Annotated in this window: 15 protein-coding genes and 1 pseudogene; 4 read left to right on the top strand and 12 right to left on the bottom strand. The window is 66.6% G+C overall.

The annotated features are described in order from the left end of the window. The first annotated feature begins 154 nt into the window (after nucleotides 1–154). Nucleotides 155–3,544 carry a pyruvate carboxylase gene (locus QAD21_RS22850; protein ID WP_280360280.1) on the top strand — a complete coding sequence of 1,130 codons (3,390 nt, stop codon included), beginning with the start codon at nucleotides 155–157 and terminating at the stop codon, nucleotides 3,542–3,544. A gap of 45 nt (nucleotides 3,545–3,589) precedes the next feature. On the opposite strand, the gene QAD21_RS22845 is transcribed toward QAD21_RS22850, so the two are convergent. Then, nucleotides 3,590–4,363, bottom strand: a complete 774-nt coding sequence (locus QAD21_RS22845) for an enoyl-CoA hydratase-related protein (protein ID WP_154885525.1) — start codon at nucleotides 4,361–4,363, stop codon at nucleotides 3,590–3,592. Between the two features lie 236 nt (nucleotides 4,364–4,599). On the opposite strand from QAD21_RS22845, the gene QAD21_RS22840 reads away from it, so the two are divergent. Further along, nucleotides 4,600–5,349: an FCD domain-containing protein gene (locus tag QAD21_RS22840; RefSeq protein WP_269554726.1), complete on the top strand. Its 750-nt coding sequence runs from the start codon at nucleotides 4,600–4,602 to the stop codon at nucleotides 5,347–5,349. A gap of 15 nt (nucleotides 5,350–5,364) precedes the next feature. On the opposite strand, the gene QAD21_RS22835 is transcribed toward QAD21_RS22840, so the two are convergent. The 10 genes and pseudogenes from QAD21_RS22835 to QAD21_RS22790 all read right to left on the bottom strand — a co-directional run bounded on the left by QAD21_RS22835 (nucleotide 5,365) and on the right by QAD21_RS22790 (nucleotide 18,275). Next, nucleotides 5,365–6,510, bottom strand: coding sequence for a Wadjet anti-phage system protein JetD domain-containing protein (locus QAD21_RS22835; protein ID WP_269554724.1), 1,146 nt, complete (start codon nucleotides 6,508–6,510; stop codon nucleotides 5,365–5,367). After that, nucleotides 6,507–9,903: pseudogene (locus QAD21_RS22830) on the bottom strand (SbcC/MukB-like Walker B domain-containing protein). The gene QAD21_RS22835 and the pseudogene QAD21_RS22830 overlap by 4 nt, the downstream one beginning before the upstream one ends. Beyond that, nucleotides 9,896–10,474 (bottom strand): DUF4194 domain-containing protein, encoded by a 579-nt coding sequence (locus QAD21_RS22825; protein ID WP_065629471.1) that lies wholly within the window; start codon nucleotides 10,472–10,474, stop codon nucleotides 9,896–9,898. Before QAD21_RS22825 ends, QAD21_RS22830 begins: the two are co-directional and overlap by 8 nt. Then, nucleotides 10,471–11,913: a DUF3375 domain-containing protein gene (locus tag QAD21_RS22820; RefSeq protein WP_247452162.1), complete on the bottom strand. Its 1,443-nt coding sequence runs from the start codon at nucleotides 11,911–11,913 to the stop codon at nucleotides 10,471–10,473. Before QAD21_RS22820 ends, QAD21_RS22825 begins: the two co-directional genes overlap by 4 nt. Before the next feature lie 37 nt (nucleotides 11,914–11,950). Continuing rightward, nucleotides 11,951–12,349 (bottom strand): type II toxin-antitoxin system VapC family toxin, encoded by a 399-nt coding sequence (locus QAD21_RS22815; protein WP_065629469.1) that lies wholly within the window; start codon nucleotides 12,347–12,349, stop codon nucleotides 11,951–11,953. Next, nucleotides 12,346–12,579, bottom strand: coding sequence for a type II toxin-antitoxin system Phd/YefM family antitoxin (locus QAD21_RS22810; RefSeq protein ID WP_065629468.1), 234 nt, complete (start codon nucleotides 12,577–12,579; stop codon nucleotides 12,346–12,348). The genes QAD21_RS22815 and QAD21_RS22810 overlap by 4 nt, the downstream gene beginning before the upstream one ends. A gap of 69 nt (nucleotides 12,580–12,648) precedes the next feature. Beyond that, the gene (locus QAD21_RS22805) at nucleotides 12,649–14,103 is read right to left on the bottom strand and encodes a wax ester/triacylglycerol synthase domain-containing protein (RefSeq protein WP_065629467.1); all 1,455 of its coding nucleotides are present in this window, start codon (nucleotides 14,101–14,103) and stop codon (nucleotides 12,649–12,651) included. After that, complete coding sequence (locus tag QAD21_RS22800; protein ID WP_058252824.1) at nucleotides 14,100–15,593, bottom strand: HAD-IB family hydrolase; 1,494 nt, start codon at nucleotides 15,591–15,593, stop codon at nucleotides 14,100–14,102. Before QAD21_RS22800 ends, QAD21_RS22805 begins: the two co-directional genes overlap by 4 nt. Then, on the bottom strand, nucleotides 15,590–17,935 hold the full coding sequence (locus QAD21_RS22795) for a glycerol-3-phosphate 1-O-acyltransferase (RefSeq protein ID WP_280361847.1): 2,346 nt from the start codon (nucleotides 17,933–17,935) through the stop codon (nucleotides 15,590–15,592). Before QAD21_RS22795 ends, QAD21_RS22800 begins: the two co-directional genes overlap by 4 nt. Before the next feature lie 136 nt (nucleotides 17,936–18,071). Next, nucleotides 18,072–18,275, bottom strand: coding sequence for a cold-shock protein (locus QAD21_RS22790; RefSeq protein WP_058252822.1), 204 nt, complete (start codon nucleotides 18,273–18,275; stop codon nucleotides 18,072–18,074). Nucleotides 18,276–18,491: 216 nt separating this feature from the next. Between QAD21_RS22790 and QAD21_RS22785 the strand changes: the two genes are divergently transcribed. Continuing rightward, complete coding sequence (locus QAD21_RS22785) at nucleotides 18,492–21,923, top strand: serine/threonine-protein kinase (RefSeq protein ID WP_280360279.1); 3,432 nt, start codon at nucleotides 18,492–18,494, stop codon at nucleotides 21,921–21,923. A gap of 115 nt (nucleotides 21,924–22,038) precedes the next feature. Further along, nucleotides 22,039–22,872 carry an aldo/keto reductase gene (locus tag QAD21_RS22780; protein ID WP_280360278.1) on the top strand — a complete coding sequence of 278 codons (834 nt, stop codon included), beginning with the start codon at nucleotides 22,039–22,041 and terminating at the stop codon, nucleotides 22,870–22,872. 379 nt (nucleotides 22,873–23,251) lie between these two features. Here QAD21_RS22780 and QAD21_RS22775 read toward each other — a convergent pair whose 3' ends face one another. Next, nucleotides 23,252–24,046: a class I SAM-dependent methyltransferase gene (locus QAD21_RS22775; RefSeq protein WP_065629464.1), complete on the bottom strand. Its 795-nt coding sequence runs from the start codon at nucleotides 24,044–24,046 to the stop codon at nucleotides 23,252–23,254. Between the last annotated feature and the right edge of the window lie 26 nt (nucleotides 24,047–24,072).

Genomic DNA, 24,072 nt, shown 5'->3' with positions numbered 1-24,072 from the left:
TTGAGGGTAAAGACTCCGCCAGTTGCGGCGCTAAGTAACTTTACTTCGAATAGAGTAACCTGACGTCAGGCCCAGAGATGTGGGTCACATCCTTCCCGCGCCGCCCGCTTCTCGCGTGGCTACTTCCGGCGCATCCGGTGACGAAAGGAAACCCATGTTCGAGAAGGTGCTGGTCGCGAACAGAGGCGAGATCGCGGTACGGGCTTTTCGCGCCGCGGTCGAGCTCGGCGCGAGCACGGTGGCCGTCTACCCCCACGAGGACCGCAACTCCGTTCATCGGGCCAAGGCGTTCGAAGCCTACGAGATCGGCGAACGCGGGCATCCGGTCCGCGCGTACCTCTCGGTCGACGAGATGGTCCGCGTCGCGGCGACGTCCGGAGCCGATGCGGTGTACCCCGGGTACGGCTTCCTCTCCGAGAACGCTGAGCTGGCCCGGGCGTGTGCGACCCGGCAGATCACCTTCATCGGCCCGTCCGCCGAGGTGCTCGAACTCGCCGGCGACAAGTCCCGGGCCGTGGCGGCCGCCGCCGAGGCCGGTCTCCCGGTGCTGACCTCGTCGACCCCGTCGAGTGATGTCGACGAGCTCGTGGCCGCGGCTGATGCGGTCGGTTTCCCCTTGTTCGTCAAGGCGGTCGCCGGTGGTGGCGGGCGCGGCATGCGTCGCGTCGATGAGCCGTCGCGGCTTCGCGGGGCGATCGAGGCGGCCTCGCGCGAGGCCACGACGGCCTTCGGCGACGGCACGGTCTTCCTGGAGCGGGCGGTGGTCGACGCCCGGCACATCGAGGTGCAGATCCTCGGGGACGCCACCGGCGAGGTCATCCATCTCTACGAACGCGACTGTTCGCTCCAGCGCCGCCACCAGAAGGTCGTCGAGGTGGCCCCCGCACCCGCGCTCGACCCGGCTGTCCGTGATCGGATCTGTTCGGATGCAGTGGCTTTCGCCAGGCACATCGGGTACACCTGCGCCGGGACCGTCGAGTTCCTGCTCGGTTCCGACGGTCGGCACGTGTTCATCGAGATGAACCCGCGCATCCAGGTGGAACACACGATCACCGAGGAGATCACCGACGTCGATCTCGTCGCCACCCAGATGCAGATCGCATCCGGTGCGACGCTGCGGGAGCTGGGACTGACCCAGGATTCGATCGAGATCCGCGGCGCGGCAGTGCAATGTCGCATCACGACCGAGGACGTGACCGACGGCTTCCGGCCCGACACCGGGCGGATCACCGCCTACCGCACGCCCGGTGGCTCGGGTGTCCGTCTGGACGGGAGCGTCGGACTGGGGTCCGAGATCGGCTCCCACTTCGACTCGATGCTCGTGAAGCTGACCTGTCGCGGCCGGGACCTGGAGACCGCGCGGGCGCGCGCACGTCGTGCGATCGCCGAGTTCCGGGTCCGGGGCGTCGCCACCAACATCCCGTTCCTGCAAGCGGTTCTGGCCGACGACGACTTCGGCGCGTGGCGGGTCACCACCTCGTTCATCGAATCCCGACCGGACCTGCTCGAGCAGCACGCCTCCGCCGACCGCGGTACCCGGATTCTGCGGTATCTCGCCGACGTCACCGTGAACCGACCGCACGGCGAGCGGCCGTCCGCGGTGTACCCGGTCGACAAACTGCCGGCGATCGACCTCACGTCCCCACCGCCGCCGGGGTCCCGCGATCGACTCCGGGAGCTGGGGCCGGACGGTTTCGCCGCCGAGCTCCGTGCGTCGACGGCACTCGCGCTGACCGACACCACCTTCCGCGACGCGCATCAGTCGCTGCTCGCCACCCGCGTGCGCAGCCGCGACCTGGTGACCGTCGCACCGCACGTCGCGCGGATGACCCCACAGCTGTGGTCGGTCGAGGCGTGGGGTGGGGCGACCTACGACGTCGCACTGCGATTCCTCAAGGAGGATCCCTGGGAACGCCTGGCGGCCCTGCGCACGGCGATGCCCAACGTCTGCCTGCAGATGCTGTTGCGCGGCAAGAACACCGTCGGGTACACGCCGTACCCGGTGGAGGTGAACGACGCATTCGTCCGCGAGGCGGCGGCCACGGGCGTCGACGTGTTCCGGATCTTCGACGCGTTGAACAACATCGACGCGATGCGGCCGGCCATCGACGCGGTGCGGGAGACGGGGACCGCGGTGGCGGAGGTGGCCATGTCCTACACCGGCGACCTCTCTGATCCCGGCGAGACCCTGTACACCATGGACTACTACCTGAAGCTGGCCGAACGGATCGTCGACGCGGGCGCACACGTCCTGGCGATCAAGGACATGGCGGGCCTGTTGCGCCCGGCCGCGGCGTCGACCCTGGTGCGCGCCTTGCGGTCGCGGTTCGATCTGCCCGTCCATCTGCACAGCCACGACACCGCCGGCGGGCAGCTGGCCACCTACCTCGCCGCCTGGGAGGCCGGGGTGGACGCGGTGGACGGGGCGAGCGCACCGCTGGCCGGCACGACGAGTCAGCCACCGTTGTCGGCGATCGTCGCCGCGACGGCGAACACCGACCGCGACACCGGGATCGACCTCGCGGCCTGCTGCGCTCTCGAGCCATATTGGGAGGCGGTCCGGGCGGCGTACTCGCCGTTCGACACGGGCTTGCCGGCACCCACCGGCCGGGTCTATGCCCACGAGATCCCCGGCGGCCAGCTGTCCAACCTGCGGCAGCAGGCCCTGGCATTGGGGCTGGCGGACCGGTTCGAGGACATCGAGGCGGCCTATGCGGGCGCCGACACCGTGCTCGGGCGACTGATCAAGGTGACACCGTCGTCGAAGGTCGTCGGCGATCTCGCGCTGGCACTCGTCGGCGCCGGCGCGAGCGCCGCCGAGTTCGCGGACGATCCGACGGCCTACGACATCCCGGACTCGGTGGTGGATTTCCTGAGGGGCGATCTGGGCGAGCCCGCGGGCGGGTGGCCGGAGCCGCTCCGCACGCGCGCCCTCGAGGGCCGCACCGACCCTCGCCCGGTGACCGCCCTGACCGAGAGCGACCTCGCGGCGCTCGCCGGTACGTCGGCGGAGCGTTGTGATGCGCTCAACCGGTTGCTGTTCCCCGGACCGAATCGTGAGTTCCGCGAGCACCGCGAGACCTATGGCGACACGTCTCGGCTGTCCACCAACCAGTTCTTCTACGGCCTGCGCCAGGACGAGGAACATCGCGTGGAGCTGGAGAAGGGCGTCGAACTGCTCATCGGGCTCGAGGCGATCTCCGACCCGGACGAGTCCGGGATGCGCAACGTGCTCTGCATCCTCAACGGGCAACTGCGGCCGGTTCGGGTGCGCGACCGCTCGGTCGAGTCGACGACACGCACCGCGGAGAAGGCCGACCCCGCCCTCCCGGGGCAACTCGCCGCACCCTTCGCCGGTGTGGTGACGCTGTCGGTGAAGGAGGGCGACGAACTCCGCCGGGGTGAACCGATCGGCACGATCGAGGCGATGAAGATGGAGGCCTCGATCTCCGCGCCGGTCACCGGGATCGTGCAGCGTGTCGCGGTGTCGGGATCGACCGAGGTCGACGGCGGGGATCTCCTGCTGACCATCGCGACGGACTGACGCGGTGCGTCGGGTCCGCGTCCCGATGGCGCGGACCCGACGTCGTCACTTGCGTGCGAGGTCGGCGACCTGGGCCTCCACCGCGGTCTTGGAGTCGGGGTGTTCGGACAGTCGCACGGTGAAGGACTGCTCGAGCTCGTAACCGCGACGGATGTCGAGATCTTCGCAGCCGTTCAGGGATTGTTTGGCGAGCACGATGGCGTGCCTGCTCTTCTCCGCGATGGAGCGCGCGCGGGCGGTCGCGATCTCCAGGAGATCGTCGTGGGCGACGACCTCGAGCGGTGCTCCCCACCGCTCCAGGGTCGACGCGTCGACCGGTTCGGCGGTGAGGAACATGCGGCGCATCGCCTGCTGGGGCAACATGCGGGCGGTGAAGCGACCACCGCCGAGGACCCCGACGTTCATCTCGGGCAGTCCGAAGGTGGCGCGTTCGGACGCGACCACGAGGTCGGAGAGCGCGACGAGTCCGAACCCGCTTCCCAGGGCCGGGCCGTTCACCGCGGACACCACGGGGAGGTGACACTCGCGCACGCTGAACAGCGCCCGCCGGGCCCGCCGCATCGCGATGTCGCCGCTGACAGTGGACATCGTCCGGAACTCGTTGATGTCGTTGCCCGCGCTGAAGATGCGGCCCTGACCGGTCAGCACGATCACGCGCACGTCCTGGTCGTCGGACAGCGCGTCGAACGTCGCCGCGATGTCCTCGTACATCTGCCCGTCGATGGCGTTGACCTTGCCCCGCGAGAGCTCGACGAGTGCGATACCGGGCTGGTGCACGGTGACGGAGAGGTTCCCGGAGGCCGGGGAGGTGGTCTGCATGGGTGCCTATCTGTCGTGGACTGCGCCGACGGGCGGTCGGGGCCCCGGCGCGAACGAACGGAACGGGACTCACGGTAATCGAGCGAGCAAAATATGTACACAGTTACGACGACGGGTCGTCTCGCCACCGCACCGATCGTTCGAGGGCGACCGTTGCCGCCCCGATCCGAACTAGAGAGCAGGTGCGGGCGGGTAAGGTGTCGGCACCGACCGATCAGCCGAGACACGGGAGCCGCATGACCGTCGCCGACGAGCCCGCCACCCGGCAGCCGCGCGGGCAGAAGATGTCCGCGCGGGTGGCCAACATGGTGGCCGATCAGATCCTCGGCGGTGGCATCGTCGAGGGTCAGCGCCTGCCGACCGAGAAGGAGATGGTCAGCGAGTTCGGCGTGGCACGCACGACGGTGCGTGAGGCACTGCGGCTCCTCGAGAGCCGAGACCTCGTGACGATCAAGGCGGGAATCGGCGGCGGGCCCATAGCCAAACGGCCCGAACTCGATTCGCTCGGCAACATCATGAAGCTGTTCCTCCAGATCAACGGCGCGAACATCAGTGATGTCATCGACGTCCGGTTGATGCTCGAACCGATGGTCGCGCGGGCCGCGGCGCAGAACGTCACCGACGAGCAGATCGAGTCGATGCAGCGGGCACTGGACCGGATGCGCGACCATCCCGAGGACCACGCCAACTTCCAGGAGAACAACGCCGCATTCCAGCGCGGGGTGTACGAGGCGGCGGGCAATCCCGCACTGCGGGTGGTCATGGAGACGCTGTGGCTGCTCGTTCGCGACGCCGAACCCGTCGAGCATCCCATCGCGACGCGGCTCGCGGCCTTCGAACTCCAGCAGGACATCCTCGACGCCATGCGCGCTCGCGATGTCGAGGCGACCGCGGCCGCGATGGACGTCTTCAACCAGGAGTCCGCCCGGTACTACCGCCGCCGGCTCCGCGACATCATCTCGCGACCTGTGCGCTGGCACATCTGAGCGTAGGCCGCACGACTACCGTTCGAGATGCTCCAGAGCCCACGCCCAGTCGATGCGTTCTTGCTCGAGCCGAACCCGCTCACCGAGCGAGTCGTCCGCGAGGTCGGCGTACAGGTCGTGTTCTGCGGGTGAGAGGTGGCGGAGTGCGGCTGTGGTGGGGCTCGGCTCGGTAACCCATCGATCGCGATGCGCGAACAATGTTTCGCGATCCATCAAGATCGATTCGGTCTGCGGAAGCCAGGCACGTAGCCGGTCGAGAATCGCGAAGCCGTGTGTGTCGAGGTCACCCCAGTACCGAACAGGCACGTCGGTCAGCCAGGGAAGGCGCCCGATTCTGTCGATCTCGAATCCCTTGCCCCAGAACACGGCTCCGTGGGCTGGAACATCGACGCTGAGATAGGTGATCTCGTTCTCGATGACCAGGACGCGCGAGGGACGCAAGTCGATCCGGGTGAGCTCGTCAGCTCGGAGGCTCACCTCCGAAACGTGCTCGAGAAGTCCCAGCGACGGTGACGGTCGTAGTCTCACGAACTCTGGTTTCGTCTGCAAACCCAGCCCGGTCACGAAACCGGACGCCGTCGACGACACTCCGAGTATCGACGCCAAGACTCCCCGGTGCCTTTCGGTGAACTTGGTGTCGACCCCAGGTGCGCTGATCTCACGCAGGAAGCGTCGGGAGTCCCGATGCGTGTCAAGCCATCGGTGCGCGTCGATCAGTCGAGGAAACTCCGATGCCAGATCTATTGCGCGAAACGGGTTCTGGAACAGCCACGCGTGGACCGCGGGATCGTCGGCGGCGAGCTCGAGCAACCTCTCGAACTGCTGTACCGCTGCCTTCACGTTCAGAAGTGCCCACGCCTGCTCATAGGTGGAGATGATCGCCCGTCGTGGAAGCGTGTTACGCCCGACGTGCCGGCCGCCGATTGTTTGCCAGACCAGGGAGTACCTGGTGTCGCCACGACGTCCGCCGTCCAACGCCGTGACCCAGTCGCGAGCGGCGCCGAGATCTGCTCCTATCTGCGACGCGGTGGGCCCGCGCAGCGGAATCTCGATGGGCTCGAATGGTTCTCGGTTCGCAAACGTCCGGAGCAGCGTCCCGTCGTCCCAGCGGCGTCTGGCTTTGATGGCGATGTCGGCCGGGGTGGTCCAACGATCGGTCACCGCAGACGCCCGTCACGGCGTGACCGGTATTCCTCGATCGTCATCGTCTGCAGGCGTGAAAAAGTGCCCGTCGGATTGTCGACGAATCCGATCGCCTTCACGTAGGGCTCGATGACGTGCACCTTCTGCAAAGGGGTGACGATCAGGAGCTGCAGACCCAATTTGGCGAACAGGTCCAGCGCATAACGGGTCGACAGGTCAGAGCCGCGCCCGAATGCCTCATCGATGACGGCGAACCGGAAGTCGCGCGACTTCTTCACACCCCACTCGAGTCCGAACTGGTAGGCAAGGGACGCGGCCAGGATCGTATAGGCGAGCTTTTCTTTTTGCCCACCTGACTTGCCGTCGGAATCGCTGTAGTGTTCCCACTCCACGTCCGTCTCGACATCGCGTTCGGATGCGGAGAACACGAACCAGTTGCGCACATCGGTGACACGCCGCGTCCAATTCTTGTCGAGGTCGGCGTGATTGTCCCGTCCGCGGAAACGCTCGATGATGCGTTTGACGTCGAGGAAACGCTGCTCCGAATACTGATCGCCGTCTACTGCGAGACTGTCGCTCGTCAGATTCCGCAGGTCGGAGCGGAACTGTGCCACATCCTGATTCGTGGTTGACTCGCGCTCCAACCGGATATACCGACCGGGGTTGTAGGGCACGGCGCCCAGCGCTTCGTTGATCCGCCGCACGCGTTCGTCGATGGATGCGGCCTGCCGGTTGAGCCAGTTGTTGAAGCCGGCGAGTTCTTGAATGGCGTTCTTGTTCAGCTGTTCTTTGAACTCGAACTCGAAGCGCGGCAGATCGTCGGTCGCGACCCGTTCGCGGAGGGCGACGAAATCCGCCCTGGCATCGACGTCGGCATCCATGTCCGATCGCAGGTCCGGCCACCGGCGGAGAACCTCGGTCATGTGCTGCGTTAGGCGCTGTCCGAAGCCGCCGAGCTCGCGGGTGAGGCGCTCGATCCGTTGATGAAGCGTCGCGGTCAGTGTCGTTTGAGCTGTGGTGCAGTCTGCTGCCCTTGCCGGAACACCGCCGTCCAGCCGACGTTCCAGAGCGTCGTAGCATGCTCGTGCGGCGTCGAGTTCAGCCTCCGGGTGGTCCGCGACGAACTCGTCGTCGCTCTTCTTGTCCTGCTCGGCCCGATGACTCGCGGCGGCGGTGGTTGCGAGCTTGCCGGTGAGGTCGTCGATCGCGGCAGCCGTGGAATCCGCGAGCGCGGCGTTCTGCTCCAGCGCCGTGGTGATCTCGCGAAGGCGTGAGGACCCCGATTCGAGCCGGGCGCGCTCGGCCTCGTGGGTGGCGACGCGTCGTTGTGCTTCCTCGATGTCGAGCTCGGCCCAGGAATGGAATCCTTCCAGCCGCGCCAGGGACTCGCTGCGATTCTGGGTGGCGTCGCGTTCCTCCGACAGCGCCACCACCTCCGCCGAAGCAGCCACGCGCTCGCGGTCGGACTCGTCGAGATCCTCTCGTAGGACCGCGATCTTGCGCTCATTGGCCCATCCGAGCACCCATCGGCGTGGGTCGTCGACCCGGTGTCGGTCGTCCTTCTCGTGACGGCCACCGGACCGCACCTGACCTTCGCGGGTGACGGCGCGCTTGGCAGCGCGGAACTCCTCGATGGTGGCGGCCCGCTGATGTTCGGCGCGCCGGAGGAGTTCGTCGCGCAGATAGCCCTCGAACGGCCCGCTCTTGATCTCGAGGCAGTCAGCGAGAATCGGTAGATCAGAGCCATTTCTCTGCAGGGGAACTCGACGGATCGGCACTCGTTCGTACACGAGCCGGGCACCGACAGTCCGGCCGCCGTGATTGTGGAACGTGAGTCGGCGGGAGTTGACCCAGTTCGTCACGGCATCGTAGTGCTGCTGCGGTACCAGTAGCGACAGTGCGAAGCCACGCAAGACACGTTCGGCAGCGCCACGCCACTCGCTGTGTTCTTCGACGACGTCGATCAGTTCACCCGCGTAGGGCAGGTCGGCAGGTGTCAGGCCGGTGTCGGTGGCCAGCTGTTCGCGTATCTGGACCTGGTCGGGTGGCAGGTTGCTGGTGCGTTTCTGCAGATCGTCGAGCTCGGTCCGGATGGTCTCCTGACGTCGGGCCGCTTCTTTCTCTCGGCCGATGGCGTCGGCGCTCGCAGCATCGAGCGATCTCTTCGCCTCGACGAGTAGTGGTCTCGCGGGTGATGAAGCCGTGAAGATCAGTGAACTGCTCAACCGTTGTGACGGGGGCGAAGCCTGCAGCCGTGACGGTGGCGTCGAAGAGGGATCGTCCGTGACGGCGCTTCTCCACGTCGTCACGGGCAACGGCGGCGAGTCGCTCGAGTTCGCCGACTCGATCGCCGCCGGCTCTTGCCCGCTCCTCGATCAGAGACTCGCGTTCGCGGGCCAACTCGCGTAGCCGTCCTCTGGCCGCATCCTGGTTGCGGAGGAGCTGCTCGCCCTGGCTCGTATAGGTGGCGATGTCGTCTGCCAGCAGGCGCGAGCGATTCTCGGCTATGAACAGGCGTATGGCCGCACGCTGTACGTCGAGAGCCTCGCGCTCGGCAAGTGCGGCATCGTACTTCTCTGTGGCGACCACGATGGGATCCAGCGCCTCGAGCAGTTCGCGGGCGCGTTTGACCGCGTCGTACGACTTCGTGAGATTGTCGAAATGGTCGATGATGTCGCGGACACGTTCGCCGGCGTCGCTCGGCTCGAGCATGTGGTTGCGCACGAAATCGTTCAGATTGCCCACGGACTTCATCGACACGGTCTGATGTAGTAGCTCCAACGCCTGCTCTGATCGGATGCCTAGCAATCGGCGCAGCGAAGTGGAGTACTTCGGGAACTCGTCGACCACCTCGGCCCCGCCGGACCGTAGGCGTTTACGAAGGTCGCGCAAATCTGAACCGAAATCGGCGAAGTCCGTCGTGATGGCGAGTTGTTTGGTTGCGGTGACGTAGAACCGGTAGGGCTGTCCGGCGGTGTCGCGCTGCTGGAAAACCTGCGCCAGGGTGACCGTCTCGTCATATCCCCGATTGCTGAAGACGCCCAGGATGACCGAGTATGTATTGCGCTCCTGCCGAAGGCCTTTGGCGCGAGAGCGGCCGGTTGCTTCCTGTCGTTCGGACTTGTAGTGGCCTTCGACGTAGGAGCGAAGCGTGCGTTCCTTGGCCTCAGCTCCCGCGGCCCTGTTGTAAGCGATCTTGTGTGCGGGCATCAGCAGTGTGGTCACCGCATCCACCAGCGTCGACTTGCCCGACCCGATGTCGCCGGTGAGTAGTGCGGTGTCTGTGTCGGGGGTGAGCCGCCACACCTGTCGGCGCAAGGTGCCCCAGTTCAACACCTCGACGTGCTGCAATCGGAACCCGGCGCCTCCGGCACCCCCGAGTTCGACCGCTGAGAACAGACCGTCAGTCATCGGGGCCCGCGGTTCCTGCGTATTGGCGCAGTTTGCCCGCGAAATCCGACAGTGTTTGCGCATCCACGTACGCCTTGATGATGCGACGCACCTCCCACTGGTCGGTCTGCCCACGTAACTGGCGCAGGAAGCCCAGTTCGACGGCCTTCTTGATGGTGTTATCGGCCTGTTCGACCAGGCGCGCCTCATTCGTCGATTCGGCTTGGAAGAGTTGTAGCATCTCCACGATCTGATCCGTTGACAGGACGAGTCGTCCTTCACCGCCGGTGATCTCGAACTCCAGCAGGCGTTTGCGTAGCAGCACGAGCAGCAGGCTCACGTTGTAGGTCAGCGCCCGCCTGCGGACCAACCGCGGAAGTGGCTCTTCGCCTTCCTCTTCCGGGTGTGAGCGCAGATAGGCGTAGCCCTCGGACTCGTCGACGATGACATCGACGCCGATCGTGGTGAAGTGATCGCGTACGCCGGCTCCCGAGCGTTCGAGTGTGGCCCAGATGTCCTCGTCCGATTCGCGGTACACCACGCCCCGCATCAATCGGATTATGGCACTCGAAATTGCGTGGTCGTCGGTCATCGTCGCCTCACAGTGACACTCGGCAGCCGGGCACGTTTGACCGTGCTCGGGTCACTCGGGTCGGCGTACTCGAGCAGGGTCTCGTCGGTGTCGTCGATGTCGACGCTGACATCGTCATCGTCGAGGGCGAGGTAACCGACGATCTCGGCCGCACCCTGTTCTATCGGATACATGGTGACCACATCGGATAGCAGTGCCGACGATCTCTCCGGGAGGATGCTGCGGATGTTGGCTGCCAGGCGGGCTTGGTCGACGAACGTCTGGGCGAACAACAGGTCTGCGTCCAGGTTCTCGGTCGCGTCCTCGACCCGACTCTCGACGGTCGCAGAGGCGGGTTGTTGATAGAGTGGCCTGTCGAACGGCAGCGCGATCTCGATACCGGTCTGATCCACAGTGAGCCCGAAATCTGGTGTCCTGCCACGAATCTCGAGGGCGCTAGCCTCTACGGACCGGACCAGGTCGAGTACGCGGCGATTCTCCAGCCAGACCTGATCGTCGAGGAATCGGCGTAGCTGTTCAGAGATCTGTCGGACCATGCGCTGGGTTCGGTCGGCAGCCTCGGACCAGTCGTGATGGATGCTGCGGATGCGCTCGTCGACGTCGATCATCTCCAGCGACGACACCTTCGCAAGCAAGTCTGCCAGTTCCGTCTGGCGCGAATCGGACAGCAAGAATTCGTAGAACGACCCGAAGCTACGACCTTGATCGGACGAGGCGATCTCGGATCGGCTGCCCACCAGGTCGGCGAGGAGTTCGCCCTTGGGCCCGGTCCAGGACGCGATCTTCTCGCGGGCCGAGCGATCAAGAAGGCGGAAGTTGTCTTCTACCTCTCGGAAGTCGGCGAGCAGTTCACGTGCGGTCGACGCCACCTGCTGATAGCGGTCTCGAACCCCGGTCTGATCCAGATACGTCAGTTCGCCGCACTCGGCCGCGGCGATTTCTGCATCGATCTCGGCGCGACGCCGCCGCAGCTCTGCCAGTCGAACCTCGGGGTCTACCTCGGTGCCGTCCACGATCTGCCGAAGAAGCTCGACGACGGTGTGCAGTCGCGACTCGGTACCGACGAACGCTCTGCCCTGTAGAGAGACGATCCAGGCGTACGCCTTCTCGAAAGCCGGCGTCACCTCGTAATAGATCTCGTCGTCGCCGGAGGGGCAGAAGCGTCGTAGGAACCCAGCCTCGGTGCCGGCCCAATCCTCGAGGTAGGCGCGGGGTTCTTTGGGAAATCGAACCGAACCGTCGTTGGTGGGTAGCGAGGTGTTCAGGTCGTAGAGCAGATCATCCAGAGCGGTGGCCAGTTCTCCAGCTGAACTCGCACCACGGTTGCCCTCGACGAAGAATGTCCCGAGAAACGTCAGGATGAGCGGGGAGTGGTGGGCGCGCAGGAGCCGCCACGCGGGATGGCGTTCCCACAGAGTGGTGAACGCATCAAAGTCCATGAGTTCCTCTCTAGGGGAGGGGACTGACACCGAGGACTCACCGGCGAGTGTCGATGACAGGTGTCAGCGTGCCGGTCTGGATGACCTGATCGCTCGTCGCGATGGTCAGACCTCGGCGGGTGGCCTGAGCGACGATCATGCGATCGAAGGGATCGCGATGTTCCCAGGCGAGCTGTCCTGCTGTCACCGCGTCGCTGGAATCGATGGCGAGGTCGGTCGCTGACATGGACGAGAGGGTTTCTTCCCACGCGGCGAGGAGCGGCGCTCCGTCGAGTCTGCCCAGCCGCGTCTTGATGGCGATTTCCCAGGCCGACGCAGCCGACACGTAGAGAGCGTTGCCGGGATTCGCGAGGATGTCCAAGGTGGTGGGTGACAGCCGGTCCGGTTCGCTGACCAGCCACAGGACCGCGTTGGTGTCCAGCAGGACATCGGTCACGAACCCGACTCCCAGCGCTCGAGGTCGTCGGCGGACAGCGGTGCGTCGAAGTCGTCGGGAACAACCATGGCCGGGAACTGCCCGAATCGACGCGGAGGTGGTGCCACGGGCCTGAGTACTGCGACGGGTCGGCCATGCGTGGTGATAGTGATCTCTTCCCCGGTTCTCTCGATCTCAGCCAGCACGGCGTTGAGGCGCGCCTTGGCTTCTGTGCTGCTCAGGGTTCTCATGAGCCGATTCTACTCGGTTCTGACCATTCGGACTGGTTCGAATGCACAGAACGTGGGCCACGAGTTCCCTCACACCACCCGTCGCAGAACCCCCGGCACGACGTCGTCATCGGCGGCGAGAGCCAGCACCTCACCGAAACCGGCGACGAGGCAGTCGGCGAACAACTCGAGGTCGGTGACCGCGGCGCCGTCGGAATTGATTCCGAGACAGGCCGTTCCGTTGTGGGTGATCATCGTCGCCATCATCGCGCAACCGGGCAGCGGGCCGAACGGGAACATCCGCTCGACCTTGGCGCCGGCCACGTAGGTGTCCCACGGGATGCCCGGCACGTTGCTGGCCTGCAGATCGTTCTGGCTGGTCGTGCCGCTGAACTGCATGAGCACCGATCCGGGCAACCAGGCCATCACCGAGCCCAGCGTGTTGAAGATGTCGACGGCCGGTTCGTGCCGGGCGACGCGGACCTGTTCGCGGATGGTGAGGACCCGCTCGAAGGGGTCGGCGATCCCGACCGGTCCGGCGAGCCGTCCCACCGCGATCCGGTTGCCACCCGCCGGATCCTCCGGACGCCGCACCGAGATCGGGATCGCGACCGGCATCGTCTCGATCGGGGTGCCCATCTTCTCGTGATAGAGGCGGAAGCCGCCGATGAGCCCGGCGAGGTAGACGTCGTTGATCGACGCACGAGTCGCCGTCGCGGTCGCCTTGAGGTCGGTGAACGGGACCTCGAACGCACTGAAACGCCACGACAGGCTCCGGTGCGCGAGCAACGGGGAACCCGGGGGACTGACCAGTCCCGCCACGCGTGGAACCGAGCGACCATAGCGGAGAACGGAACTCAGTGCCTGGCGGGGATGTGCCAGGGCGCGGACGCCGCGGAAGGTCGTGTCGACACGATGCGGGATCCGCCGGATCTCCTCGCCCACCTGCCGGCGGAGCAGGTCGACGGGCGTGATGTTCACCGGGTCGGGACTCGGCGGCTGGGGTTTGCCCGGATTGTGTTCGCGTGTGGGCGAATGCAGCTGGGCGAGTCCGATGATCGCGCCCAGGCCGTCGGTGAGCGCATGGTGGGCTTTGAGGAAGTATGCGGCCTTGCCGTCCGGCAGCCCTTCGATCAGCGTGCCCTCCCACGGCGGCCGTGCGGCATCGAGCGCGGTCATCGCGAGCTGCTCGCACGTGACGAGCAGCTCACGCATGCTGCCGTTGCCGCCCAGACGGATTCGGCGCAGATGGTAGTGCAGGTCGAAGTCCGGGTCGACTGCCCAGCTGGGCGTTCCCATGCCGAACGGGGAGTCGACGACGCGCTGCCGGAATCGCGGGGCCATTCGGCTTCCCCATTCGTGGGCAGCCACGAGCCGGTCCCAGTCCGGGGCGCAGTCGTACACCTCGAGCATGCAGATGGTCCCGCGCATCCGGCGATCGGTGTCGCCTCGCCACATGATGGTGTCCACCGAGCTCATGTGGGGCTCGTTGGCCCAGTCGAGCGGTCGGTCCACCCCGTCGGTCAGGTCCGGTTCCTCGCTCACACTTGCCTCTCTTCCGGTACCTCGACGGGTGGCCGGGCGTCGTCGTCGGCGAAGAAGTCCAGCGGCCAGTCGGCCAGGGCGCTGATGTACATCTGCCGGACCTCCTCGGCGCGGTCGCCGATCTCGTCGGGCGACCAGTCGCTGGTGTCCACCGGCGGCAGCACCATCACCTCGACGGTCCCCGGTCGGATGAGTTGCGCACCGCGCCACATCAACTCGCCGGTGTTACGCAGGACCACCGGTACGACGGGGACACCCGCCTGCATCGCGATGTGGAACGGACCCTTCTTGAACCTGCCCACACGTGGTGTGGGCGACCGGGTGCCCTCGGGCGCGACCACGAGCGACATTCCCTCGTCCCGCAGAGCTGTGACGGCCGGCGCCAGCTGTTCGATCGCGCGGCCCGGGTCGGCGCGATCGATGAACACCAGCCCCGCCTGCTGCAGGATCGGCCCGACCACCGGAACCCGTTGCACCTCCTTCTTGGCCACCCCCGTGGCCTCGGACCGCACGAGGTTGATCATCACCGGCAGGTCGAGTTTCGACTGGTGGTTGAACAGGAACACGCACGGCCGCGCCGACGTGAGGTACTCGCCTCCGTCGAGGACCTGCACGTGGATCCCGGCGAGTGACAGCCCGACGTCGGTACCGGTCGGCAGGGCCTCGACGAGTGCGGCGGGATCGCGTCGAACGAGCCCGGTGGTGACGCCCACCGCGGCGGAGGCGAGAAACGAACCGTAGAAGGCGCCGGTTCGGGCCAGCATCCCGAGCCGGTTGTACGTGGGGTTCTTCAGGTCGATGATCGGCCAGCCGCGGGATTCGGCCTCCGCCCGCAGTATTCGGCGCGGGGAGACCGCCGCCGGGTTGCCCACCGACTCCAGGTACGGGATGTCCTCGTTGCCGTCGCTGTAGGCGAAGGAGGCGTCGAGGTCGATGCCGTGCTCACGGGCGAGGGTGCGTACCGCAGCGGCTTTTCCCGGACCCCAGAGCGGGCGTCCCCGGATGTTGCCGGTGACCACCCCGTCGACGACCTCGACATCGGTGGCGAGTGCGAAGTCGGCCTCGATCTCCCGCGCGATGGGTTCGATCTGGAATCGGGTCGCCGACGACGCGATGACGATGGTGTGTCCCATCTCCCGATGCGCGCGCAGGATCTGCCACATCTGCGGCCGCAGCTTGGCCGCCGTCTCGTATTTGAAGAGGTGTTCGCCGAACTCGATCAGCTCGGCGTAGGTCTTGCCGGCGAACGTGGGACGCGTGGCGTCGAGCACTTCTGCGTAGTCCTGTTCGGACACGACGCCGCGCAATCCGATGAGCAGGAAGTCGGCGAGTTCGCCGAAACCGAATTCCATGCTGCGCAAGCGTGCTCGCATGATGGCGGCGGCGGAGAAGCCCTCGATCAGGGTGCCGTCGTAGTCGAACAGCGCGGCGACCTTCTTACCGGTGGGTGCCGACCGGATGGCCCGCATCCGGTCGGTGAAGGCACTCACGGTGTCCCCTCCGACCAGACCGTGTCCATGGTGTCGGCTCCGCCCACGGCACGCTGGAGATCCTCGATCGACGCGATCCGGGCCAGCCGCTCGCGCATCGATTCGACCTCGTCGAGCCAGTCCCGGCGGGCGGTCGCGAGGTCCGCGACCTCCTCGCCGTGGATCAGGTGGCGGTTGTCGGCGAGCTGATAACAGCCGTCGTAGAGGTCCTTGGAAACCGAATCCTTGCTGCGCACAACACCTTGCAGGGACAGCTGGCGTCCCAGACCGAGGCATTCGACGATCAGGTCCTCCTTGTCGCGCGATACGGTGCCGAGTTCCACGAGTTTGGTCGCGAAGACCAGTTGGGCGTCGAAGAACGGCTGCAGGGTGCGTCGGGCGAGGAGTCCGCCGGTGTGGCCGTGCAGTACCTCGTAGGTCCACTCCTGCGTCGGCGTCACGGCACGCCAGCCCGGGGCCAGCAGATCGAGTTCGAGACCGAGTCGGTGCAGGAACTCGGTCTTGGCCGGGAAGAAGAACTCGAACTTGAGCAGATCGCGGATTCGCAGGGCCTCCCGTTGCGACGCCGCGAGCAGCCCCTCGTCGGCGAGCGGACCGTCGGCCGTCTCGTCGTATCCGACGGGGTGTTCGTCCGGCGGGATGTCGTCGGCCCGGACGTCACCGTCGGCCACGGCGATCATGGCGACCTCGACGATCGCGCGGTCGACGAAGTGATGGAGCGCCCCGTTGCGGTAGTAGGCCGCGACCGCGTGATTGTCCGGCACGATGGACCACACCGGTTCGGAACCGCCGTCGAAGCAGCTCACCACGCCGTTGCCGGCGAGGACCCGGAGGGTCTGGGTCAGCCCGACCCCGCGGCACAGGGCCGGGTCCGGGCCGGGTAGCTCGCGCCGGCGGATGTAGTCGAGCAGGGGAGCCAGGATGGCCTCGATCTCCGCGAGCGTGTACGCCCTGTCGTGCGCGCCGAGGAGGGCGAAACCGGCCAGCGAGGTCGCCGAGATCGGGGTGGCGGAATTGATCTCGTCCATCACCCGGAACGCGACCTTCTCCAGTCGCGCGCGGCCCTCGCCGGCGTCGGCGAGAGCGGTCCGCAGCGAGATGGGGGTCCCGAATCGCACCCGGGCCTCGCCCAGGTACGCGCGCTGCGCCTTCGCATAGCGCAACAACCACCCGACGCCCTCGGGCTTCTTCGTGCCACCGGCGTCCTCGGCCGCCATCGCGCCGATCTCCTGGAGCTGGTCGTACACGATCGAGGTCGGCACGATCGTCACGTCGGCCTCGTCGAGCTGCCCCACCGCGTCGACGACGTAGGTGAGCAGTCCCAGTTTGGGCTTCCGGAGCTTGCCGGTCCGGCTGCGACCGCCCTCGATGTACCACTCCAGGTTGAAGCGCTTCTCGACGATGTAGGCGAGGTAGGAGCGCATCGCGAACTTGTAGACCGGGTCCGCGCCGAACTTGCGCCGGATGAAGATCATGCCGGCGCGGCGGGCCACCGGGCCCACCGGCCAGAACGAGAGATTGTTCCCGCCGAGCACGAGGTTGGGTGGGAAGTCGTTGTTGCGCAGCACTTTCGCCAGGACCAGCGGATCGACATAGGACCGGTGGGAGGGCAGGAAGATCAGGCCGGTGGACTTGTTGAGGGTGCGCAGGGTGTTGAGGTTCTCGACGTCGACGGTGACGTTCCAGGCCCGCTCGTGCAGTCGGTTGAAGGTCGCCGAGAACACGTCGTCCATGAGCCGGCTCTGGGTGGCGACGAAGGTCGAGAGTTTGTCGGTGGCCTCGGCGACCACCGCATCGGTGGGCCGACCCAGCTCGGCTGCGAGTTTGGCCGCGGACGTCTGGAATCGCGACGAACTGCTGATCTGCTCGGCGACCAGCCGGGGGACCTTGTAGCGATCACCGACGATCTGGCGTTCGGCTCGCTCGGCCGACACCGACGCCTGGAACAGGACGAACTGGGCGAACGGCTCACCCTGCGCCTGGTGATGGGCATACCGGGTGCGTAGTTCCTCGATCGTGGCGGGTGCACCGGCAACGACGCGGAGACTGTCCGGACGTCTCTTCCGGATCAGCGGCTGGACCGCTCCGAGCGGCCGCCGGGGATTGGACAGCACCAGGACGTCGCCCAGCGTGACCCGCCGCTCACCCTGCCGGACCGCCGGGAGCCAGACCGCCCGGACAGGCACGAGCAACGTCTCCGGCGCCATGCCGTCGAAGTCGATCTCCGCCGATCGGGAGATCGTCGCGTCCGGATAGTTCGCCGCCGTCCACTCGCGTACCGCCCGCATCTCGCACGACGTACGGGCTTTGGTCAGCACCACCACCGGATCGGTCACCTGCATCACCCTCACGTCTCCTGGGGTCCGGCCCCGCCTAATTGTGACGTGGACTACGCCGAGGGGGGTGGTTTTCGTCAGGATGACGAAACGCCCCATCCGACCGTGTGGCCGTCCGGGGCGTTTCGCGAAAGTCAGGAGCTCAGAGCGCGCTGACGTTGGTAGCCTGGGGGCCCTTGGCACCCTGCTCGACGTCGAATTCGACGCGCTGGTTCTCTTCGAGGTTGCGGAAGCCGCTACCTTGGATCGAGGAGTAGTGGACGAAGACATCTGCGCCCTGGTCGTCGGGAGCGATGAAGCCGAAGCCCTTTTCGCCGTTGAACCACTTGACGGTTCCCTGTGCCATACTGCTGTACTTCTTTCTTCAGTGTGCGCAACCACCAAGACCGATGGCCGCCCGTCAACTCTGTCACAGATGAGGACCGTTGGGAAACGCAGGGCGCAATCGGTGTGGGCGGTCCGCTGCGCGGGTACCCCGTTCGAGAACGAAACCCGGGTGTTCGGGGTCTGCGTGAGTAGGCTGGACAGGCACCACGCGATCGACCTGCGATCGAGGCACGTCATGGCCGAGAACGATCCGCTGACCACACAACGCGATGCCGTCCGCGACGTCGCCGGTGAACTGGTGGAAGCAGGTTTCGCCGATCCGGTCGAGATCGGTCGTGGTGGCTACGGTGCCGTATATCGCTGCCGCCAGCCCGCATTGGACCGCGATGTCGCGGTCAAGGTGCTGACCGACCACCTCGACGCGCAGAACCTCGAGCGGTTCGTGCGTGAGCAGCGTGCGATGGGACGACTCTCCGGGCACCCGAACATCGTCAACATCCTCGAGGTCGGGTCCACGCCCGAGGGGTTTCCGTTCATCGTGATGCAATACCACCCCCACGCGTCGTTGGACCTGCGCATCCGCAGGGACGGTCCGCTCGACTGGCGCGACGTGCTCCGGCTCGGCATCAAGGTGGCCGGCGCGCTCGAGACGGCCCACCGGGCAGGCACCCTGCACCGCGACATCAAGCCGGGGAACATCCTGCTCACCGAATACGGCGAACCTCAGTTGACCGACTTCGGCATCGCCCGGATCTCCGGCGGCTTCGAGACCGACGCCGATCTGGTCACCGGTTCTCCCGCCTTCACCGCGCCCGAGCTCCTCGCCGGTGCGACGCCATCGGTGACCTCCGACGTCTATGGGCTGGGCGCGACCCTGTTCTGTGCGCTGACCGGCCACGCGGCGTTCGAGAGGCGCAGCGGGGAGCAAGTGGTCGCGCACTTCCTCCGCGTCGCGAGCGAAGGAGTCCCCGATCTCACGTCGGCCGGATTCCCCGCGGAGGTGTCCGGCTGCATCGAACATGCGATGGCGCGCGAACCCGCGGACCGCCCCGGGTCGGCGGCAGAGCTGGGCGAGGAACTGCGGAACGCGCAGCGGCGGCTCGGGGTGCCACTCGACGGGATGGCGCTGCCGGACGGGTCCTCGGAGCCTGCCACCTCGACGACGCCGCCGCGGCGGCGGACGACGATGACGCTGCCCATGCCGTCGACGAAGTTCCGCCCACCCGTCCGGCCTCGAGCGCAGGTCACCAGGACCCGACTCCTGAAGACACTGCGCGACGGGAAGCTGCGCCGTCTCACGCTCATCCACGCACCCACCGGCTACGGGAAGACCACGGTCGCGGCCCAGTGGGCCGAGGAGCTCGCCGTCGACGGCGTACCGGTGGCGTGGCTGACGGTCGACGACACCGACAACGACGTCGCACGGTTTCTCGCCGACCTCGTCGAGGCACTGCGCCGGGCGGCCCCGGACGCCGTCGGCGACCTCGCCGCGGCGGTCGAGGAGCACGGCGATCGCGCCGAGGAGTACGTGTTGACATCGTTGATCAACGAGGTCCACGCGCACGGCCGGCGCATCGCGCTCATCGTCGACGACTGGCACCGGGTGACGGACCCGACGGTCATCGGGGTGATGGACTATCTGCTCGAACACGGTTGCCATCACCTGCAGGTGATCGTGACCAGCCGAACCCGGCGAGGCCTCCCGGTCAGTCGCCTGCACGTCCACGACGAGATCATCGAGATCGACATGGGAGCACTGTGTTTCGACGAGGCGGAAGCCGGGCGGTTCCTCCTTGATGTCGCCGGTCTGGACCTGCGGGGCGACGAGGTCGCCGAACTGTGGTCATCGACCGACGGTTGGGTCGCGGCGCTGCAACTGGCGTGTGTGTCGCTGCGCCGATCCGGGCGTCCCGGCGAGCTGATCGGTGACATCTCCGGCCGGCACCATGCCATCGGTGACTTCCTCGCCGAGAACGTCCTGGGCGTGCTGGAACCGGAGGTCCTGCACTTCCTGCTCACCGTCTCGCTGCCGGAACGGATCTGCGCCGATCTCGCGACCACGCTGAGCGGCGAGGAGCGAGGACAGGCCATGCTCGAGGAGATCGAGCTCCGTGACCTGTTCCTCACCCGGGTCGATCAGGCCGGACAGTGGTTCCGATTCCACTCCCTGTTCGCCGAGTTTCTCCGGCGCAGGCTGGAACGCGATGAACCGCAACTCATTCCGCAACTGCACCGCAGGGCGTCGGAGTGGTTCGCGGGGCACGGAATGCTGACCGAGGCTGTCGACCATGCGCTCGCCGCCGGTGATGCGGACCGTGCCATCGAACTCGTCGAGACCGACGGCCGGTCACTCATCGAACACTCGCGAATGACCACCCTGATCACATTGATGGAGAAGTTGCTTCCTGTGACGGTGGCGGCCAACCCGGTCCTGCAGATGCAACTCGCGTGGGCGAACCTCCTCCTGCACCGCGCCGCGCTCGCCGAAGCCTCCCTCGAACGGGCGCGGGTCGCACTCGAGCGACTGGCGAGGTCAGATGCTGCCCTGGGAATTCGCCGTGAGGCCGACATCGCCGAGGCGTGCGTGCGCGCCATCTCCGACCGGCTCGACGGGCTCGACGAACTGGTGGCGCGCCTGGCCGACGACCTCGACGGGTTGCCGCCGTTCCTCGTGTCGGCCATCCACAATGTCGGGACCCTCGGCGCCACCTTGCGATTCGACTTCGACGAGGCTCACCGCTGGCAACAACGCGCGATCCCGGCACACCGACGCAACACCGGTCCGTACGCGGTCATGTACGGCTACGGACTCGACGGGCTCGCCTACGTCGAACAGCTCGACCTCGATCGTGCCGAAGCATGCTTCCGTACGGGACTGCGGTTGTCGCGCGAACAGGGTTCGTCGACCCAGTCGCAGGGTGCGCAACTCGCCAGCGCCCTTCTCGCGGCGGTCCGGTACGAGCGCGGTGATCTGTACGAAGCCGAACGGCTGCTCGACGAGAGCTTCATCATCGGGGCCGCCGAAGGCGTCGTCGACATGATCGAGGCTCGGCATCTCGTCGGGGCGCGCGTGGCGTTGTGCCACGGTGACCGGGCGGTCGCGGGGTCCTACCTCGACGAAGCCGTGGACATCGCCGAGCGGCTCGACACCCCGCGGCTGCGTGCCGTCGCCGAGAACGAGCAGGTGGTGAGGCACCTGCCGGCTCGTCGAGGGGTGTCTGCGCGTGTCGACGCCGACGCCGAGGTGCCGACACGCGGCATCGCGGCGATCGTCGCGCAACTCCATGCCGAGACCGCGATCCGGTTGATGCTCGACGCCGGCGAGTCCGCCGAAGCCCCTGACGTCGCCTGTCGATGGGCGCAGGAGTGGGTGAACAGGTTGGTCGGCAGCGGCCGCCACCGAGCGATTCTGCGGGCGCGACGACTCCTGGCGATGTGTCTCGACGCGGCCGGGCGGCCGGACGAGGCACGTGCACAGACCCTGGCTGTCCTGGCGCAGTGCGCAGCGTCGGGCATGGTTCGGTTCCCGCTGGATGGCGGCGACGACTTCACCCGGCTCGTCGACGACGTCGCCCGCGGTGTTCGTGCCGGTGACCGTCCCGCGCCGGCAGCGTTGTCGCCGGATTTCCTCGAGCGGTTGCTCGGCGCCGGCGGCACCCGTTCGTGACCGGCCGGGAATACCCGGATGGGCCGGTGGTCTTGAACCACAACGTGGCCCCAGACCGCCCGCCGCGCGGGTGCGGGGCAGAGGTAGACGACCCCTAGAGAGAGGACAAGTGCTCATGGCAGTCCCGAACATCACACTGAACAACGGAATCACCATCCCGCAGTTGGGTTTCGGAGTCTTCCAGGTTCCGCCGGAGGACACGCGTGAAGCAACTCTGACCGCATTCGAGGTCGGATACCGCCACATCGACACCGCAGAGATGTACGGCAACGAGAAGGGCGTCGGCGAAGCGGTCCGCGATTCGGGCATTCCGCGCGACGACATCTTCATCACCAGCAAGCTGAACAACGGCTTCCACGACTACGACGACGCCCTGAAGGCGCTCGACGGGACCCTTGCCGACCTCGGCGTCGAGCAGATCGACCTCTTCCTGATCCACTGGCCACTGCCGGAGGTGGGCGATTACGTCCAGACCTGGAAGGCGCTCGAGAAGGCCTACGCCGACGGCAAGGCGCGCGCGATCGGCGTGTCGAACTTCCAGCAGGCACATCTACAGCGTCTCTTCGACGAGACCGACGTCGTACCCGCGGTGAACCAGATCGAGGTGCACCCGTATCTGTCGCAGAACCCGTTGCGCGCGTTCAACTCCGAGCACGGCATCGCGACCGAGGCATGGTCCCCGATCGCCCAGGGCAAGGTGACCGACGACCCGGTCATCACCGAGATCTCCAAGTCCAAGGAGCGCTCGCCCGCGCAGGTCACCCTGCGGTGGCACATCCAGCGCGGCGACATCGTCTTCCCGAAGTCGGTGACCCGCTCGCGCGTCGAGGAGAACTTCGCACTGTTCGACTTCGAACTGTCCGACGACGAGGTCGCCCAGATCGACCGCCTCAACAGCGACGAGCGCATCGGGCCCGATCCGGACACCTTCAACTACGTGCCGGAGTGATTCACCCCCCGTCGACTGTGCTCCCCTGAGGTGCGAGCGGTGACCTCTTCTGTTCCCTGAGGTGCGAGCGGTGACCCTTCTGCTCCCTGAGGTGCGAGCGGTGACCCTTCTGCTCCCTGAGGTGCGAGCGAAGCGAGCCTCGAAGGGCCTCGCAAGGTGCCTCACCAGGCCCTTCGTGGCTCGTCGCTATCGCTCCTCGCACCTCAGGGAGCAGGGGGTGGCGGCGCTATCGCTCCTCGCACCTCAGGGAGCAGGGGGTGGCGGCGCTATCGCTCCTCGCACCTCAGGGAGCAGGGGGTGGCGGCGCTATCGCTCCTCGCACCTCAGGGAGCAATGGTTATGTCGTTCTCTCGAGTTATGGGACGGGGGTGACCGGAGGTCAGGAGAGGTTCTCGGGGCGAGCAGGTTTCGACAACGAGGCGCGCAACTGACTGAACCGGAACAGTGCGGGTTCGCCGACCACGTCGGTGTAGCGGTCGATGACCGTGTCGACGAAGTCGTCGACTGCACTGTCCGGTAGGCGGCTCGTCCAATCCGACGCCCCGACGGCGAACCAGGCTCGGAAGTCGTCGACCGAATCGAACTGCCAGTTCAGATCCTTCACCGTCAGGTCGTCCACGATGAACCCGGCGTCGGTGGCGAGTTCCCCGAACCGCGACGGTTCCACGTGGACGTAGGGCGCGTCGAAGCCGTCGAAGTAGCGCTTCCGCTCCGGTTGCGCCGCGACCTCCATCGCCACGTCTTCGATACTCGGTCTTTCGGTGGCGCACACCATCTGCAGCACCGCCCGACCGCCGTCGACGAGACTGCGAGCGATTCCTTGCAGCGCCGCCCCCTGGTCGTGCACCCAGTGCAGCGCGTTGAACGACACCACGATGTCGAAGTCGTCGTCGAAGGGCAGGGCAAGCACGTCGTCGACGTGGAACTGGATGCGCAGCAGGTCCGCCGGGACCCGGAGCAGCGCGCGTTCGATCATCCGACGCGAGGCGTCGACGCCGACGACCGAGCCCGACGGCAGCCGGTCGGCGAGCAGCATCGTGATGAAGCCGTCGCCGCACCCGATGTCCAGCAGGCGTTCGGTCCCGGTGAGTTCGAGGTCGCAGATCGACTCCTCGGCGACCATGCGCTGCAAGGCGCTCACGTCCGCGTACCGGTCACCGTCCCAATCGACCATCGCTCACTCCTCGGTTGTGTACCGAC

This window comes from Gordonia sp. SMJS1, from assembly GCF_029866425.1.
Lineage (GTDB): Bacteria > Actinomycetota > Actinomycetes > Mycobacteriales > Mycobacteriaceae > Gordonia > Gordonia hongkongensis.
This window is presented reverse-complemented; position numbering and strand designations above follow the sequence as displayed.